Genomic DNA, 17,135 nt, shown 5'->3' with positions numbered 1-17,135 from the left:
AAATTTATTTGCTTTAAAAAATGTGTAAATTAATGATGTTAAAAAGAGAATATTTTTCATTTTAATCCAAATTATTTATTGTTAATTGTTAATTCTTAATCCTTAAATAAGCCAACCTTTTAAGCGTCTAGCTACTTGTGGTCTTCTGAGCTTACGCATTGCTTTAGTTTGAATCTGGCGAACTCTTTCTCTAGATAATTCAAAAATTTTGCCAACTTCTTCTAAAGTATGAGCTTTAGAACTAGCTAAACCATAGCGCAAAACAATAACTTCTTTTTCTCTTTCACTCAAAACATCACTTAGTACTGATACAATTTCTTGGTGCATCATTACTTCACTCATTTTTTCTTCAGGTAAAAGTAAGTTAGTATCTTCTAGTAATTCCATCAATTCTGTATCTTCTCCTTTACCCACTCGGTGATTAAGAGAAAGAGATTGTCTTCTTAACTGTAACAATTGATGTAAACCTTGGCTATTGATGCCCATTTCGTCAGCTAATTCTGTTTCTGTGGGATGACGTTGAAGATTCTGTTTTAATACTCTTTGAGCTTTTTTGAGTTTATTAAGTTTTTCAACAATGTGAATCGGAAGGCGAATAGTACGAGAGTCATTAGCAATAGTACGAGTGATGGCTTGTCGAATCCACCAATAAGCATAAGTAGAGAATTTATAACCTTTATTGGGATCAAATTTTTCTGCGGCACGATTTAATCCAATCGCACCTTCTTGAATTAAATCTAAAAATGGTACACCACGATTAAGATAACGTTTGGCAATAGATACTACTAAACGTAAATTGGAGCGAATCATTTTTCGTTTAGCTACTCTACCTTTATATAAACGATTATCTAATTGACGCTCATTTTCTAGCCCCATAGCTTGAGCTAATTCTATTTTACCCGGAGTTCTTTCTAATTGACGATGTAATTCTTGTTGTTTTTCCTCACAGTCACTTAAAAATTTTACGGCATAAGCTAAATCAATTTCTTCTTCTGCACTTAATAGCGGATAACGTGCCATTTCTTTAAAAAAAGCACCTACAGAATCATCTAATTTTGGCTTATTTCCTCTAGTTTTTTTGAGGTTACTCTCCTCGCTGATAGAAAATTGAGCAACTACTTGATTTAATTCTTCGTCAATTTCAGCTTTGATTAAGTCATTATGATAATCGATTTGATCGCTTAATTGATTCATTTTATAACTCCTCTTTTTTGGCACATTTTTAATTTGTTATTCTCATGGTGTTAAATAAATCACTTTTAATTACTAAATTTTGTGATGATTAATACCAAAAATATTTCCTCAGAAACCGTAACAAATCTACAGATTCTAATGTAGCTAATAAAAGTGGTTTTTGACTATAAATTCTACCTGTTTATATATTTTCTTAAGATTTTCTTTTAAAAGTCACCAGGAAAATCTTGAGGGCTCACTTCTAAAGTTAGAGCTTTTCCTTGGCGATCAATTTCTATTAATAAAGTTTCATCAATCATACTTAAGTCCACTTGCTCTTGAACATCTAAAGCACTTACTACAATTTGATTATCTACTTTTAAAATGACATCACCAGCCAAAAAACCTGCTTTTTCTGCTGGGGAATTACTGATAACTTTTACGACTAATATTCCTTTTTCTGTATCGATGTTAAAGCCTAAATTTTGAGGTATATGACCATTTTTAATGGTATCTTGATTAAGAGTAATCATTTGAATTCCTATATAGGGATGAGATGCTTTTCCCTTTGTCAAAAGTTCATTGGCAATACGAGAAGCTGTTTCAACAGGAATTGCAAAACCTAATCCTTGGGCATCGGCACGAATAGCCGTATTTATTCCTATTACCTCTCCTTTGGCATTTAAAAGAGGGCCTCCAGAATTACCTGGATTGATAGCGGCATCAGTTTGAATAAATTTTACTCGTTTATCTGGTACTCCTACCTCCGTACTTGATCGTCCTAAGGCACTTATAATACCTACCGTAACAGTATTATCTAACCCTAACGGATTACCAATGGCGATCGCCCATTCTCCCGGAATTAATTTTTTGGAATTACCTAAAGTAACAGTTGGTAAATTTTGAGCTGTAATTTTAACAATAGCAACATCAGTCATTGGATCAACTCCTAAGACTTTTCCTTCATAGCTTTGACCATTTTTAAGCACCACGGAAACAACTTTTGCACCTTCAACGACATGGGCATTAGTGACAATTAATCCATCTTCTTTGAGTATAAAACCTGAACCAGTACCTTTTTCTGTGTGCTCTTCAGGAATTTGTTCTGAAAAAAAGTGACGAAAGAGAGGATGATCAAAATTAGTAGGAATATCTAAACTTACCTGACGAGTGGCATCAATTCTCACCACTGAAACTCCCACTGTTTCAGCCGCTTGAGTAATAAAATTATGGTTATTTTGTGTAGGTTTTATCTTACTTTCTTTGACAGAAGCAATAGGATTAGCAATCGGAAGTAAAGGGGTTTCAGAGTTAATAGAAGACTTTAAAGGAGCTTGAGAAGAAATAAACATCCGACTACCCCACATTCCAAAAACGATACCTATAATTAAAAAGCTAGTGGAAACAACAATTTTAGTCACTAATTTAGTCATTATATTTAATTCAATGCCAAAATCTGACAAATGATAGTGAAGATAAGAGCTTTTTTAAATCTAACATAACTAAACAATTAACAATTATTTTTTTCGACATTTATGCTGTAGATTCGAGATCTTAGTATAATTTGAGTATTGATATAATATTTAAGAGGCTATACTTTAATGGATTTATCTACTCATGATGTTATTGGTTATGGACTATTTTTTGCTCAAATAATTAAAGATCCCGATATTATCGGTCAAATTACTGATGCTTGGAAAAATTTTATAGAATCAGGACAGGTTTGGGCTTTGTTAATTGGTGTCTTTTTTGGTTATACTTTTGCTAATTTTACTAGATTTTAAGTTAGATTTGTTACAAAACTACGATTAATAAAATGATCTTAACAAAGTGGAGAAACTATCAATTTTTCTCTGTTTTTCATTTGTTTTAGTTGAAAAAACTAATTTAAAACTAAATAGAACATCTGAGTTAAATGTAATTAATAATACTATCTGCTAATCACTTTCGAGAAAATATATAGATAATTAATACAGATTATTCACCGTGACTAAAAAACAAACTTGGAGCGATCGCTTTGAAACTTCTTTACATCCTGTCATTGCCGTTTTTAATGCTAGTATTGGTTTTGACATTGAATTAATAGAATATGATCTAACAGGCTCAATCGCACACGCTAAAATGCTTGGTTATACAGGTATTATCACTCCTGAAGAAGCCCAAACTCTGATTAAAGGTTTAGAGGAAATTCGCCAAGAATATCGAGATGGAAATTTTAACCCCGGAGTTGATCAAGAAGATGTACATTTTGCGGTAGAAAGACGTTTGACAGAAATAGTAGGAGATGTAGGGAAAAAGTTACATACTGGTCGTTCTCGTAATGATCAAGTTGGTACTGATATAAGGTTATATTTACGGGATCAAATTCAACAAATCCAAGGATTATTAAGAAATTGGCAACAAGCATTATTAAATCATGCTGAAAATCACATCGAAACTTTAATTCCGGGCTATACTCATCTACAACGAGCTCAGCCTATTAGTTTGGCTCATCATCTCATGGCATACTGTCAAATGGCACAACGAGACTGGGAAAGATTATCACAAATTTATGATCGCACGAATATTTCTCCCCTAGGTTGTGGTGCATTAGCTGGAACTACATTTCCTATTGATCGTCATTTTAGTGCTAAAGAATTAGGATTTGCTTCAGTTTATGAGAATAGTTTAGACGGTGTTAGTGACCGAGATTTTGCCATTGAATTTTTGTGTGCATCTAGTTTAATCATGGTACACCTGAGTCGTATTAGTGAAGAACTTATTTTATGGGCATCCCAAGAATTTAGCTTTATTACCCTTAAAGACAATTGTTCTACAGGTTCAAGTATCATGCCTCAAAAGAAAAATCCTGATATTCCCGAATTAGTTAGAGGAAAAACAGGACGAGTTTTCGGTCATTTACAAGGGTTATTAACTATAATGAAAGGTTTACCCCTTGCCTATAATAAAGATTTACAGGAAGATAAAGAAGGTATTTTCGATACTGTTGATACCGTTAAAGGTTGTCTGACGGCTATGACAATTTTATTATCAGAAGGATTAGAATTTCGTATTTCTCGCTTAGAAGAAGCCGTTAACGAAGATTTTTCTAATGCCACTGATGTCGCTGATTATCTGGCTTCTAAAGGTGTTCCTTTTCGTGAAGCCTATAACTTAGTCGGAAAGGTTGTTAAAACAAGTTTAGGGGCGGGAAAACTACTTAAAGATTTAACCATTGAAGAATGGCAACAATTACACCCTGCTTTTGAAACTGACATTTATCAGGCTATTGCACCTAAACAAGTTGTATCAGCTAGAAATAGTTATGGTGGTACTGGTTTTGAACAAATTAAACAGGCGATCACTAATCTTAAAAATAAAATGTAATCTGTGGAGGGAAATAGTAAGAGAAAATGCTTTTAAATTATATCTTTTAAAATTAGTTAAAAATTATCGCCTATTGCGCTAAAAAATCTTATTCCCAATAAAATTAATTATGAAGTTATAATGACAACGAAATTAATTAAAATCCAAGATAGTGTGGCGTAACTGGCAGTTTATATCGGGAGTATTAAAAATTATTTTCCGCCATCCTGTGTTAGGTATAACCCTTATACCTATATTACCTGATGGAAGGATAGTCTTAGTTTATCGTCGAGATTGCCATCAATGGAGTTTACCCGGTGGCATGATTGACTGGGGAGAAAATATTCCGAATACTATCCATCGAGAATTAAAAGAAGAAACAGGATTAAATTTAATCAAAATAGGTCGTTTAGTCGGAGTTTATTCCTCTCCTGACCGAGATCCTCGTCTTCACTCTATCTCAATACTCATAGAAATAAAAGTTGCAGGAGAAATGATAGTTAAAGATACATGGGAAATTTTAGAAGTAAAAGCCTTTGCCATTGATGATCTTCCCCTTGGTAATTTAGCCCATGATCATGATCGCCAAATACAAGATTATTTAGACGAAAAAACAACTATCGCTTAAATTATTTCCAGTATTATTATAACTTTTTGTAAAAACACATCAAATTCTCCTCAAAATAAGTTAATATATCAATACTTATGTACCAAAAAAATCTTGTTACATCAAAGTTCATTAAATTATTATTGTTTATAAAGTTAATCTAAAAATCAGCTTATGGCTACTAATACAATGGCTCAAAATCCAGACAAAGAAAAAGCCCTAAATCTGGTACTAACACAAATTGAACGTAATTTTGGTAAAGGTTCAATTATGCGTCTGGGAGATGCCACAAAAATGAAGGTGGAAACCATCTCTAGTGGTGCTTTAACCCTCGATCTCGCCCTAGGTGGTGGACTTCCCAAAGGACGTATTATTGAAATTTATGGACCTGAAAGCTCTGGAAAAACAACTTTAGCACTTCATGCCATAGCCGAAGTACAAAAATCGGGAGGTGTTGCCGCTTTTGTAGATGCTGAACACGCTTTAGATCCTAATTATTCTGCGGCTTTGGGAGTTGATATTGATAACTTATTGGTAGCTCAACCTGACAACGGAGAATCAGCCCTTGAAATAGTGGATCAATTAGTACGTAGCTCTGCTGTTGATATAGTTGTAGTCGATTCTGTTGCCGCTTTAGTACCTCGTGCGGAAATTGAAGGAGAAATGGGAGATTTACAAGTAGGCTTACAAGCCCGTTTAATGAGTAAAGCACTGCGAAAAATTGCTGGTAACATTGGTAAATCAGGCTCAACAGTCATTTTTCTTAACCAATTACGTCAAAAAATAGGTATTAGCTATGGTAGCCCAGAAGTAACTACTGGTGGTACTGCATTAAAATTCTATGCTTCTGTGCGTCTGGATATTCGTCGTATTCAAACCCTGAAAAAAGGCACTGAAGGAGAATATGGTATTAGAGCAAAAGTAAAAGTAGCTAAAAATAAAGTAGCTCCACCATTTCGTATTGCTGAATTTGATATTATTTTCGGCTCAGGTATTTCTAGTGTTGGTTGTTTGTTAGATTTAGCGGAAAAAACGAATACGGTTAGTCGTAAGGGTGCATGGTATAGTTACGATGGTGAAAATATTGCTCAAGGTAGAGATAACGCCGTCAAATATCTTGAAGAAAAACCTGAAATTGCCGCTATCATTGAACAAAAAGTAAAAGCAGAATTAGAAATTAATAATGTTAGTTTTGCTACTTCCACTGAAGATTCTGAAGATGCTGATTTTAGTGCAGAAGAATAAATAATAAGTTTTTGATGAATTATCTTTCTTTTTCGTCTTTATACCATTTTTTATCGAACTTAAATTTTGTTAATTAAAGTTTGCTGAAAAAGTATTTTTTTTTGATGGAGGTAGCTATCAGCTTTTGTCTCCATCATTTTTTTCTGTCGAACTGAGGTTAACTAGGGTTTGTTGTTATCTTAATTTTTCAACAAAAAAAGAGCCTTAATAAGACTCTTTATTTCTTTTTTTTAATACCCCCAAGGGAATTCGAATCCCTGTCGCCTCCGTGAAAGGGAGGTGTCCTAGGCCTCTAGACGATGGGGGCTTAGGCTCAATTAAGATTGAGTTTTTGTTTTCTCTCACTTAACGCACATTTATTAATATAACCAATATTTTTATTCGTGTCAACTATTTTCTCATTTTTTTTCCAACAACTCAAAAATTTTCAACTAAACCATCAAAGCAGACTTTTGTTCTACTAATGCTCGAATTGATTGTAAGAATTTTTGTTCAATATAAGGTTTAGTGAAATAAGCATTTGCACCTAAATGAGTCGCCAATTTTCGATGCTTATCATTACTACGGGAAGTAAGCATCGCCACAGGAATTTTATTCAAATCAGGATAGCGTCTTCTTTGTCCTAAAAATTCAAAACCGTTCATATTAGGCATTTCAATATCACAAATTATTAAACTAACATTAGAACTTTGTTGTAATTGTTCGATTGCATCTTTTCCATCTTTAGCTTGAAGCACTCTATATCCTGATTTTTCTAAGGAAAGAGCTAAAGTTCTTCTCATAGCTGCACTATCATCAACCACTAATACCGAAGCAGCCTGAAAAGCATTAATTGGTTTACTCTCATTTTTATCAATGTTTATACTGCTAAATCCTCCACGTCGTAAAGATGCCTTGGGTTGAGTCGCATCCAAAAAGTTGGCTAATAAAGTAGCTGTATTGATAACTGGAATTAATGTTCCATCACCTAAAATAGTACAACCATAAGTATAACTAGGGGCAGTTAAAGCACTACCAAAAGGTTTAATAACTAATTCTTGTTCACTAAGAAGATGATCTACTTCAATAGCAAATAATTCTTGCCCTAAACGCATTAATAGTAAAGGATTACCCCATTCTTCCGGGCTTGGTAAAACTTCTAAGGCAAGACTCGTATTAGGGTTATCAGCAACATAACAGCGATATTCCAATAAATCGATCATTGGATAAATGGGTATAACTTTATTCTCGTAGTGCAAGAATCGCTTATTTCCTGATGTTTTTAATTGATATTCTTCAGGGACGATAATTTCTTCAATATTGTCCGAAGGAAGAGCATAGAAGTGATTCTCGGCGGATAAAACTAATAATTTATCAATGGTTAGAGTCAAAGGCAATCGTAATATAAATGTCGTACCTAATCCCGCTTCAGAATCGACAGATATTGTACCTTTGAGCGATCGCAATTGAGAACGAACAATATCCAAACCAACACCACGCCCAGAAATTTCAGTAACGGAGGCGGCGGTAGAAAATCCGGGTTCAAAAATGAGATCTAATAGGTTATCTTTAGTTGTAACAGCTAATTGTTCAGGAGTCAACATTTGACGTTCGATAGCTTTTTGTCCAATTTTATTGAGGTTTAAACCACCCCCATCGTCTTTGATTTCGATAATGGTTTGATTTCCTTGATGATAAGCTTTAACTTCAATAATGCCTGTTTCTGATTTACCCCTTTGTTTGCGGATTTCTGGGGTTTCAATACCATGATCGAAACCATTACGAATCAAATGTACTAAAGGATCATATAATTTTTCTAAAGCCGCTTTATCTACCAGCACACTTGTACCGCTTAATTTGAGATTAACCTTTTTATTATATTTCACTGATAAATCTCGAAGAACACGGGGGAAACGGTTTAAAACTTCTCCTAAAGGTAACATTCTCGCCCACATCAGCTCATCTCGGAGACGATTTAACATTTGACGCTGATTTTCGACAGTTTGCCCTGATTGCCCCGCAAATAAAGCAATATCATCCACTGCTTCTTCTAATTGAATCATTTGCTCAATTAGCCCTTGAATAACATAGTACATATTGTCATAACTATCCATTTCAAGAGAGTCAAAGGCAGAGGTTAAGTTAAACTCTCCATCTTCACTGACAGAAAAAGGTAAATTAGAAGACTTATTCATCTTCCCGTTACGAGCGCGGAATTTATCGGGAGAGGCTACCATTTTATCGGATAAATCTCGCAAATTATTCGCCATTTGTTGAAAACGAATAAATCTTTCTAATAACTCTTTTACAGAAGTTTGTAATTTATTGTTTTGTAGAGATAAACCATTACGGTTAATAGACAACTCCCCAATTAAATTATTCATTCTTTCGAGACGTTCTAAATCAACTCTAACTGTTAAATTAGTTTTAGCCGTCGATGTGCTGGTAATTTTTGTTTCTGAGGCTTGTTTTTCGGGGACTTTTTTAAATTTTTTATTATAGTTACCTTGGATTTCTTCTGGAGTTTTCAATCCGGGCAATTTTTGATAAACATCGCCAATGGATTTGATGACTTCGTCAAGATTTTCAGAAGGGGTTACTGAATTGATAATTATTTCTTCCGCTTCTTTCTCTAATGCTAAAGATTCTGATGGAAAAACAGATTCTAAAGAAGGAGTATTTTCTTGATTTTTTTCCTCTTCTATCCCATTAATTACTGACATATCAACATTAGAAAAAACTTGACTTAAGGAAGGTAAAACAATATCTTCTTCTTCTTGATTTTCTTCCTCTTCCATCTCGTTAATTACCGACATATCAACATTAGAAAAAACTTGACTTAAGGAAGGTAAAACAATATCTTCTTCTTCTTGATTTTCTTCCTCTTCCATCTCGTTAATTACCGACATATCAACATTAGAGAAAACTTGACTTAAGGAAGGCAAAATAATATCTTCTTCTTCTTGATTTTCTTCCTCTTCCATCCCATTAATTACCGACATATCAACATTGGAGAAAACTTGACTTAAGGAAGGTAAAACAATATCTTCTTCTTCTATGTCGTCAACTACTGACATATCAAGACTCGAAAAAACTTCACTGACAGAAGGAATTGTATTATTTTTGTCGTCCTCTAAAGCTAACTCGGAAGCTTTGGCTAAAAGCTCGATTTCTTCTTCCGTGAATTCAGACTCAAAAATGTCTTCTAGGTTAGGAATATTATCATCATCTTCTTCTAACATCGCTTGATGAATTGCTTCTATTTGATCATCGTTAATGTTAAAGTCAAACACATCCTCTAAGGAAGGATTATTAGTTTGTGTCTCCTTATCATCATTGGTGATGGTGAAAACTTCCTCTGTAGTTGATTCTAATTCTCCGAAAACATCGAATAGATAGGGTTGTTGCTCAATATTATCATCTTCTGTGTCTAATAAATAGTTTTCTTCTTCCTCATTATCACTAATATAATTTTCTGCAAATCTTTTTAATTCTTCACTGGGTTTTCCGCCTGTAGTGCGATCGCCACTTAAAACTAAATCTCTAGCATTATCAGCATCTCGAATAATAATTTGAATAATTTTTAAAGGATGAGAAGGATTTTTTTCGATGGCGATTAAACCTAACTTGGCGATTTCTGCAAATCCGGGTAAAGCTAACATTTCACCGAATCCTGAAAATACCTCTAAAGTTGCTCTTAATTCTCCTGCAAGAGGTTGAGAAGAAGGATTTTTTACCACTTCTTTTAAACGACGCAACTCTTCTTCTACGTCAACTTCAAACATTGATTGGACAATATCGACACCTAAATCACTAGAAGAAGGAATATAATCATTGACTCTACTCAATGCTGAACCCAATTTACTATTGATTTTTTCCCAAATTTCATTAGCAATTGTTAATGCTTCTTGAGGGTTATAGCTTCCCGTTTCGATTTGTTGAGTTAAAGCATTTCTTAAGCAGTCAAAACCCTCTAATAACCAGCCTTCAAGTTCTGTATCTAGTTCGATGTTAGGATCATAAAGTACTTTAAAAACATCTTCTAATTGGTGAGAAATCGTCTTAATTGCTTCTAAACCTACACTAGCCGAGCCACCTTTGAGGGAATGAGCTGCTCTCATAATCTCATGAATTTTGGCAGTATTACGTTCTTCCCTTAAGGTTAATAAACCATGCTCAATAATTTCTAATAACTCTGGTGCTTCTTCCACAAAGAAACTATAGGATTGATCAGTAGTGTCTATGGGAGCTTCTATATATTCTCTGATAGAAATTTCAGGGGGATTTTCTGTTATGACTTCTCCTGCAAGTCTTAATAATTCTATACTAGGTTCGCCACCAGAATCTCGATCACCTTCCATAACTAAGTTTTGGGCAATTTCTAAGTTATAAATAAAGGCTTGAGTAACATTAGTAATTTGAGAACAATTATTCTCAAGGGCTTTTTTTGCTGTTTCACAAATAGCGACAAATCCGGGTAAAGCCAACATTTCACCAAAGCCAGAAAAGATGTCAATTTGCATGGACACCAAATCTTGCATTTCAGTTTCATTTCCCTGATTTAAGGCTTCTTTTAAAGCATTGATTCCCTCTACTACATCCACCTCAAAAATAGATGTGGCAATATCAATACCTAAATCACTAGAAGATGGTAAAAATTCTTCAGATTTAGCAATTTCTTCTTCATATTTGTCTTCAAACTCTGCCCAAAGTTCGTTTGCTGATTCTAAGGCAAATTTTTCATCAAAATCTTGTTCTTCTAGTCTTGCTACAAGAGGTTGACGTAATAATTGATAAACTTGACGAATATAGACTTTTGTTTCATCATCAAGGGGAATATTTTCGTTAAATAAGGCTTTTAAACTCTTTTCTACCCGTAAAGCAATGTTACCCAAATCTTCTAAACCTGCACTTCTTGCACCACCTTTTAGAGAATGAGCCGCTCTTGCTACTTCGTTGACTTCATTTATATCTCTTGTTTCTAAAGCATTTTCTAAACCATTATCAATAAGTGCAATTAAATCCACTGCTTCTTCAAGATAAAAGATATAGGCTTGAGCTTGTAATTCTTGTTGCTGTGTTAGAGTGTTATCCCCTTCTGAATTAATACCCTCATTTTCTATAGGGAAATTATCTATAAATGGTTCTAAATTATCAAATTCTGAAGCCATTTCACCATTTTGCACAATTTCTTCTGAATCCTCTATAAAAGAAACAAAATCTGTTAAATCATCAAAATTATTTGTATTTGAAGTTTTTTCTTGATAATCTTCAGCTAAAGAGGAAAAATCTAGTTGATTATCTTCTTCGATAGGTGCATCATTTAAGGCTGTGAAATCATCATTTAGGTCAAAATTCTCATTTTCATCAATTAAATCGCCAAATTCAATGTTTTCAGCCCATATCTGAGAATTTTCGGGGTTATTAATTTCTGAATTATCAAAATTTGTTGACTCATTTCCTTGATTATTGTTGTTTAAGGCTATGAAATCATCATTGAGGTCAAAATTCTCATTTTCATTAATTAAATCACTAAATTCAATATTTTCAGCCCATATCTGAGCGTTTTCTGAAGGTGTTTCTATTCCTTCATTTAAAGTATTGGACCTATTGAATTTTTCTTCTTCTGGTAAAATTCTGTTATTCAGAGTTTCATCATGGTTATACTCTTGAGCTAAATCACCAAAATCAAGAGTTGATTCTTTCGATTCATTTATGTCTAATATCCCCGCTAATTCTTGGAGTATAGTACAGGGTTTACCTCCTTGTTCTCTATCACCTGATAAGACTTGTTGTCTAGCTTCTGTTAAATCATTGATTAGATAAGAAGTAATTTGTTGAATACGATGGGGATAATTTTGGATAGCTAAAGAAACTGTATCCGCAATATTTTTTAAACCAAATAAATTGGTCATTTCGCTGAAACCAACTAACATTTCTAACTGTAAAATCACATCTTCTTGTAACTCGATAATGGGTAATTGATTGAGATTTTCTTTGAGATGTTCAATAGTTTGTAGAATATCAACTTCAAATAAAGATTGTACTAAATCGATGCCTAAATCTGCTGATGAGGGTAAATAATCATTAACTTGAATGTGTCCTAATTTTTGTCCTAGTTTATCCCAAATCATAGAAGCATTTTCTTCCCATTCTCTTTGATAATTTCCTGTTTCTATTTGTTCATTCAAGGCATTTTTTAAACAATCAAATCCTTCTAATAAATAGGTTTCTAGTTCATCATCCACTATCACACTTTCATCAAATAAGGCTTTTAAATAATCTTCTAATTTATGGGAAATATTTTTTATGCTTTCTAAACCCACACTAGCCGCACCACCTTTAATGGAGTGTGCCGATCGCATCATATCATTAACTTTAGAAATACTTTTATCTTCCTTGACGGTGAGTAATCCACTTTCAAGGTTATGTAATAAATCAGGTACTTCAGCAATAAAAAATTGATAACTTGGATCTTCTATGCTAAATGTAACTTGATAGTTATGAGTTAATTCTTCGATGAGATTAAGTTCAACTTCTGCACTGGTGTCTTGTGCTAAAGTAAGTAATGCTGAACAAGGATTGCCTCCCTCTGTGCGATCGCCTAATAATACTACATCCCTACTTTTCTCTAAATCTTGAACAAATAATTTAGCAATGGTAATAGCTTTTTCAGGATGTTTTTGTAAGGCTTGTTGAGTAATATTCGTAAGTAAAGAAAAACCCGAAAGATTGACTAATTCACTAAAACCAATGAGAATATCAAGGGATTCTTGTAATTCTTGGGGGGGATTAAAACTTTCAGGAGAAGCAACTAAACCTTTTAAACGGCGAATTTCTTGGGCAACATCCACTTCAAAAATAGAAGCAATAATATCAATACCTAAATCTTCGGAAGAAGGAAGATAGTTTTCGACTTGTTTAAGGGTATTCCCTAATTTTAATTCTAATTTTTGCCATACCTCATTGGCTCTACTTTGTGCCTCTTGACGATCAAAATTACCTGTTTCTAATTGTTGTCGTAAAGGTAATGCTAAACAATCATAACCCTCTAAAAATAAATCTTCTAACTCTGTATCAATGACAAGCTCATCATTATAAAGGGCTTTAATATAATCTTCTAACCTATGAGCAATATCTTTAATGCCTTTTAAACCAACACTAGCTGAACCGCTCTTAATGGAGTGTGCCGACCTCATCATAGCATGAACACTAGAAGTAGTCTTATTTTCTCGTAAATTAAGTAAACCGTTTTCAATGGCTTGTAAATGTTCAGGTACTTCGTCAATAAATAATTGATATGCTTGATTTAGTGGATTCATGATCGTAAATTACAAGAGAGGTTGACAAGGTTATTAGAAGATTAGGAAGAGAGAAAATTGTTAATTATTAATTAATTGTTTGTTTTAGCTGACTTTAAACTGAGAAACGTTAGATTCTAACGTACGGGCTACTTGTTGTAATTCTACAAAAGAATCCGATAGTTGAGTTACTGAAAGAGTCGTTTTTTGTGCAACCCTCGCTACATCCCCCATTTTCAATTTTACATTTTCTGAATTTTCTGATTGTTCAAACGCCGCTGCGGCAATGGCTTCAACTAATTCGTTAATTTGGATAGTAGCTGCTGCAATTTGGTTTAAACTTTGGCGAGTTTCTTCCACCAGTTTACTACCTTCAATTACTTGGTCACTACCTTCTTCCATAGCAGTAACAACGATTTTAGTTTCAGAGAGAATCTCATTAACCAGTTTATCAATATCAGCAGTTGCTTGAGCTGATTGAGTGGCTAAAGATCTTACTTCTTCAGCAATTACCGCAAAACCAGTTCCTTGTTCCCCTGCACGAGCGGCTTCAATGGATGCTTTTAAAGCTAGAAGGTGAGTTTGAGCGGCAAATCGTCCGATTAATCCGACTACAGTAGAAATATTTTGGGTAGTGTCTCCTAATTTTTTGACTTGTTCCGATGCTTGTTGTACAGTTGATCTAATTTCGATGATAGATCTTACCGTACGATTCATCGCCGAGTCTCCTATTTCGAGACTTTCTTGAGCTTTTTGGAGAGCTTCTTCTGCTTGTTCTGCATTTTCAGCGACTAAGTTACTTGAGCGACTCATTTGATTGATAGTTTGTAAGGCTTCAGAAATATTTGTTACCTGTTCTTCAATTTCATCCCGCAACATCCGTACATCATTTTCATTATTAATAGTCGTTTGTGCTACTTCTACCGCCGCCATTTGTACCTGAGATACAATTTTTCTTAAACTCTCGATAGTGGCATTATAAGAATCTGCAATAGTTCCAATTTCATCTTCCGTTACACTAGCACGAATGGTTAAGTCTCCTTGAGAAACAGGATCAACTTGCATTAATAATTCTAATGCTCGTTTTTGTAATAATTCTTTTCCTTCCCGTTGAATTTTTTCGGAGTTTAATTGTAATTCAAGAAGTTTTACTCGTTCTAAACTTAAACCAACTTGAGTGGCTAGTTGACTGAATAATTCAATGTCGTTAGTATCCCAGTTACGCACATCAGAACATTGATGACAGATTAATAAACCAATTAATTTACGATTGACTAAAATGGGAGCAACTAAATTTGCTCTGACGGCAAAAGGCTCTAATTGCTGGAGGTGACATTGAGTTAAACCAGCTCTATAAATATCAGAAGTTGCTTTAACTCTACCTTGTTGATATTTTTCTACATATTTGTCTGCAAAACAAGGATCTGCAATAGTTGCACCTAAAGCAGAAGGGAAATTTAACCCGACAGCTTCAGCTGTAATTGTACCTTTCCAACTCTCATCGAATTCATAAACGATAGTACGGTCAGTTTTTAAAGCATTACGAACTTGTCTCACTGCAGTGTCTAATACTTGGTTACGATTTAAACTAGCGGCTAAAGCAAGAGTAATTTCTTTTAATTGTTCTGCCCTTGTGGCTGCTGCCATTTGATCTTTCAAAATATTGATCCGATCTAAAATTACTCCAAATCGTAAAGCAATCTGACCTAAAAAGGCGATCTCTCTTTCTTCCCATTCGTGATGTTGTCGGCAATGATGGGCGATTAATAAACCAAATAATTGTCCTTGAGTTACAATGGGAACTACTAGGTTGGACTTAATTTGTAAACGATACATTAAATCTTCGTGTTCAGGAGCAAATCCTGCGGTATAAACATTCTGTGTGGCTACAACTCGACCGTTAATATAAGCCTGTCTTAGTTCTGGTGGAATACAAGGATCATTAATTTTTTCATCTAGTGCACTAGGTAAATCCAAATCTCCAGCTTCGTTGCTAATATAACCACTCCAATCAGGTTTAAAACGGTAAATAACAAGGCGATCAATTTCTAAAATTTCTTTTGCTTTAGGTAATGCACGATCGAAAACTTTATTAACATCATCTTCATCAAGGGTTGTCGTTCCTGTAATTTCTTGGAATAAACTAACTTTAGTAGAATCTAACATAAGGATAGATTCGCTTTGTTCAATGTTATCAGCTAAATCATTAAAGGTACTTGCCAATTTGCCAATTTCATCTTTTCCTAAAACATTCGCACGAAGACGATAATTTCCTTCTGCAAATTTTTCGGCGGTTAATTGTAATGACTCAATGGGTTTTGCAATTACTCGTCCTAAAATTAAAATTAATAATACGTTAATAATTAATACTGTTGCAGCAGTTTGTCCTTGGGCACTTAAACTATTGGATATAATTTGGTTCAATGCAGTTTCAGGAGTTCCTCTTACTAAGACTCCGACGGGCTGATTCTCAAAATTTCTCAAGATTTGAGCAGTAAAAGTATAAGTAGTATTTCCTATCTGATCTCGAAGGGAAACAATATCCTCAAGATTTTCTAACGAAAGATTAAGTATTTTTTCTGAGGCGATGGTTTGTCCTTTATTCGTATCATTTTCTGTTAAAGCACTAGATAAATCAAATTTTTGGTTTTCGATGATTTTATAAATACCACTATAACCGCCATTAAATTCTTTAATAGTGTCTTCTACGATGGAAAATTTACCATCTACTACATCTCCTGAAACTAATACCCCAATCACTTGAGATGTATTTGGACGAAAGACGGGAGTAAAGGTATAACGGATTAATACATCTTGATTTTGTGGCAGAATAGGTAATATTGGTGGTGATTCTTTTACGAGATCTTTCCAAGAGGCAATTTCTGTGGTTTTAATTTGTTCAGGATTATTAATAACTTCAGAGACTAAACCATTAGGATTAAAAATTTGGTCTGTGCGATCGCTATTAGCATTGACAATAATTTTTTGATCTATCCCCACCAGAGTCGCATATTCAATATTTCGGGCTTTGATTTCGTTTTGAAGAATTTGTTTAATAACAGATTTTTGTTGTGGAGTTAAATTACCACCATTAACATCAGTTAAAGCGGCATTAATAATTGCTACGTTATCAGATTGTCCACGAAAACCAAAACCCATTTGATTAATTTTGATACCGTAATTAATTTTAGTGGCTTCTAATTCAGAGGTTGATTGATTGACAAGTTGTTCTCTTCCCCCTTCAATAATCTGAGTTACTCCAACCCCCAATAACGCCAAAATGGATATAGTTTGAGCGGTGAATAATACTAATAATTGTTTTTTTCGAATAGAGAGGTCATAAAACCAATTTACTATGGGATTTGATTTTTTTTTCTTCGGGGTGACGTTAACAGAAGAAGGTATTTCTACGGCTGGATTGGTTTTCGTTGTGGAGGATAGGCTTAATTTTGGTCTTTCTGGTGCTTGAGTCATGATGGTGAATA

General features: G+C 34.1%; 8 protein-coding genes and 1 tRNA gene. 4 read left to right on the top strand and 5 right to left on the bottom strand.

Annotated elements, in window-relative coordinates:
- Positions 1-102 precede the first annotated feature (102 nt).
- Both GM3708_RS05405 and GM3708_RS05400 read right to left on the bottom strand, forming a co-directional pair.
- Positions 103-1,194 carry an RNA polymerase sigma factor, RpoD/SigA family gene (locus GM3708_RS05405; protein ID WP_066344730.1) on the bottom strand — a complete coding sequence of 364 codons (1,092 nt, stop codon included), beginning with the start codon at positions 1,192-1,194 and terminating at the stop codon, positions 103-105.
- 206 nt (positions 1,195-1,400) lie between these two features.
- Positions 1,401-2,606, bottom strand: coding sequence for an HhoA/HhoB/HtrA family serine endopeptidase (locus GM3708_RS05400; protein WP_066344729.1), 1,206 nt, complete (start codon positions 2,604-2,606; stop codon positions 1,401-1,403).
- A gap of 168 nt (positions 2,607-2,774) precedes the next feature.
- Here GM3708_RS05400 and GM3708_RS05395 point away from each other — a divergent pair, with 168 nt between their 5' ends.
- The 4 genes from GM3708_RS05395 to recA all read left to right on the top strand — a co-directional run bounded on the left by GM3708_RS05395 (position 2,775) and on the right by recA (position 6,370).
- The gene (locus GM3708_RS05395; protein ID WP_066344727.1) at positions 2,775-2,957 is read left to right on the top strand and encodes a hypothetical protein; all 183 of its coding nucleotides are present in this window, start codon (positions 2,775-2,777) and stop codon (positions 2,955-2,957) included.
- A 202-nt stretch (positions 2,958-3,159) separates the two neighbouring features.
- Positions 3,160-4,539 (top strand): argininosuccinate lyase, encoded by a 1,380-nt coding sequence (argH, locus tag GM3708_RS05390; RefSeq protein ID WP_066344726.1) that lies wholly within the window; start codon positions 3,160-3,162, stop codon positions 4,537-4,539.
- A gap of 151 nt (positions 4,540-4,690) precedes the next feature.
- Complete coding sequence (locus GM3708_RS05385) at positions 4,691-5,146, top strand: NUDIX hydrolase (protein ID WP_066344725.1); 456 nt, start codon at positions 4,691-4,693, stop codon at positions 5,144-5,146.
- Positions 5,147-5,299: 153 nt separating this feature from the next.
- On the top strand, positions 5,300-6,370 hold the full coding sequence (recA, locus tag GM3708_RS05380; RefSeq protein ID WP_066344724.1) for a recombinase RecA: 1,071 nt from the start codon (positions 5,300-5,302) through the stop codon (positions 6,368-6,370).
- 234 nt (positions 6,371-6,604) lie between these two features.
- Here the strand turns inward: recA and GM3708_RS05375 are convergent.
- The 3 genes from GM3708_RS05375 to GM3708_RS05365 all read right to left on the bottom strand — a co-directional run bounded on the left by GM3708_RS05375 (position 6,605) and on the right by GM3708_RS05365 (position 17,124).
- A tRNA-Glu gene (locus tag GM3708_RS05375) sits at positions 6,605-6,677 on the bottom strand.
- 124 nt (positions 6,678-6,801) lie between these two features.
- Complete coding sequence (locus tag GM3708_RS05370; RefSeq protein ID WP_066344723.1) at positions 6,802-13,671, bottom strand: Hpt domain-containing protein; 6,870 nt, start codon at positions 13,669-13,671, stop codon at positions 6,802-6,804.
- Between the two features lie 84 nt (positions 13,672-13,755).
- Positions 13,756-17,124, bottom strand: coding sequence for a GAF domain-containing protein (locus GM3708_RS05365; RefSeq protein ID WP_066344722.1), 3,369 nt, complete (start codon positions 17,122-17,124; stop codon positions 13,756-13,758).
- Positions 17,125-17,135 lie beyond the last annotated feature (11 nt).

It is taken from the genome of Geminocystis sp. NIES-3708 (assembly GCF_001548095.1).
Lineage (GTDB): Bacteria > Cyanobacteriota > Cyanobacteriia > Cyanobacteriales > Cyanobacteriaceae > Geminocystis.
This window is presented reverse-complemented; position numbering and strand designations above follow the sequence as displayed.

Excerpts from the sequence above, each read along its gene's own strand:
- GM3708_RS05405 (WP_066344730.1), bottom strand. The coding sequence starts at position 1,194 with ATGAATCAATTAAGCGATCAAATCGATTATCATAATGACTTAATCAAA.
- GM3708_RS05400 (WP_066344729.1), bottom strand. The coding sequence starts at position 2,606 with ATGACTAAATTAGTGACTAAAATTGTTGTTTCCACTAGCTTTTTAATT.
- GM3708_RS05395 (WP_066344727.1), top strand. The coding sequence starts at position 2,775 with ATGGATTTATCTACTCATGATGTTATTGGTTATGGACTATTTTTTGCT.
- recA (WP_066344724.1), top strand. The coding sequence starts at position 5,300 with ATGGCTACTAATACAATGGCTCAAAATCCAGACAAAGAAAAAGCCCTA.
- GM3708_RS05370 (WP_066344723.1), bottom strand. The coding sequence starts at position 13,671 with ATGAATCCACTAAATCAAGCATATCAATTATTTATTGACGAAGTACCT.
- GM3708_RS05365 (WP_066344722.1), bottom strand. The coding sequence starts at position 17,124 with ATGACTCAAGCACCAGAAAGACCAAAATTAAGCCTATCCTCCACAACG.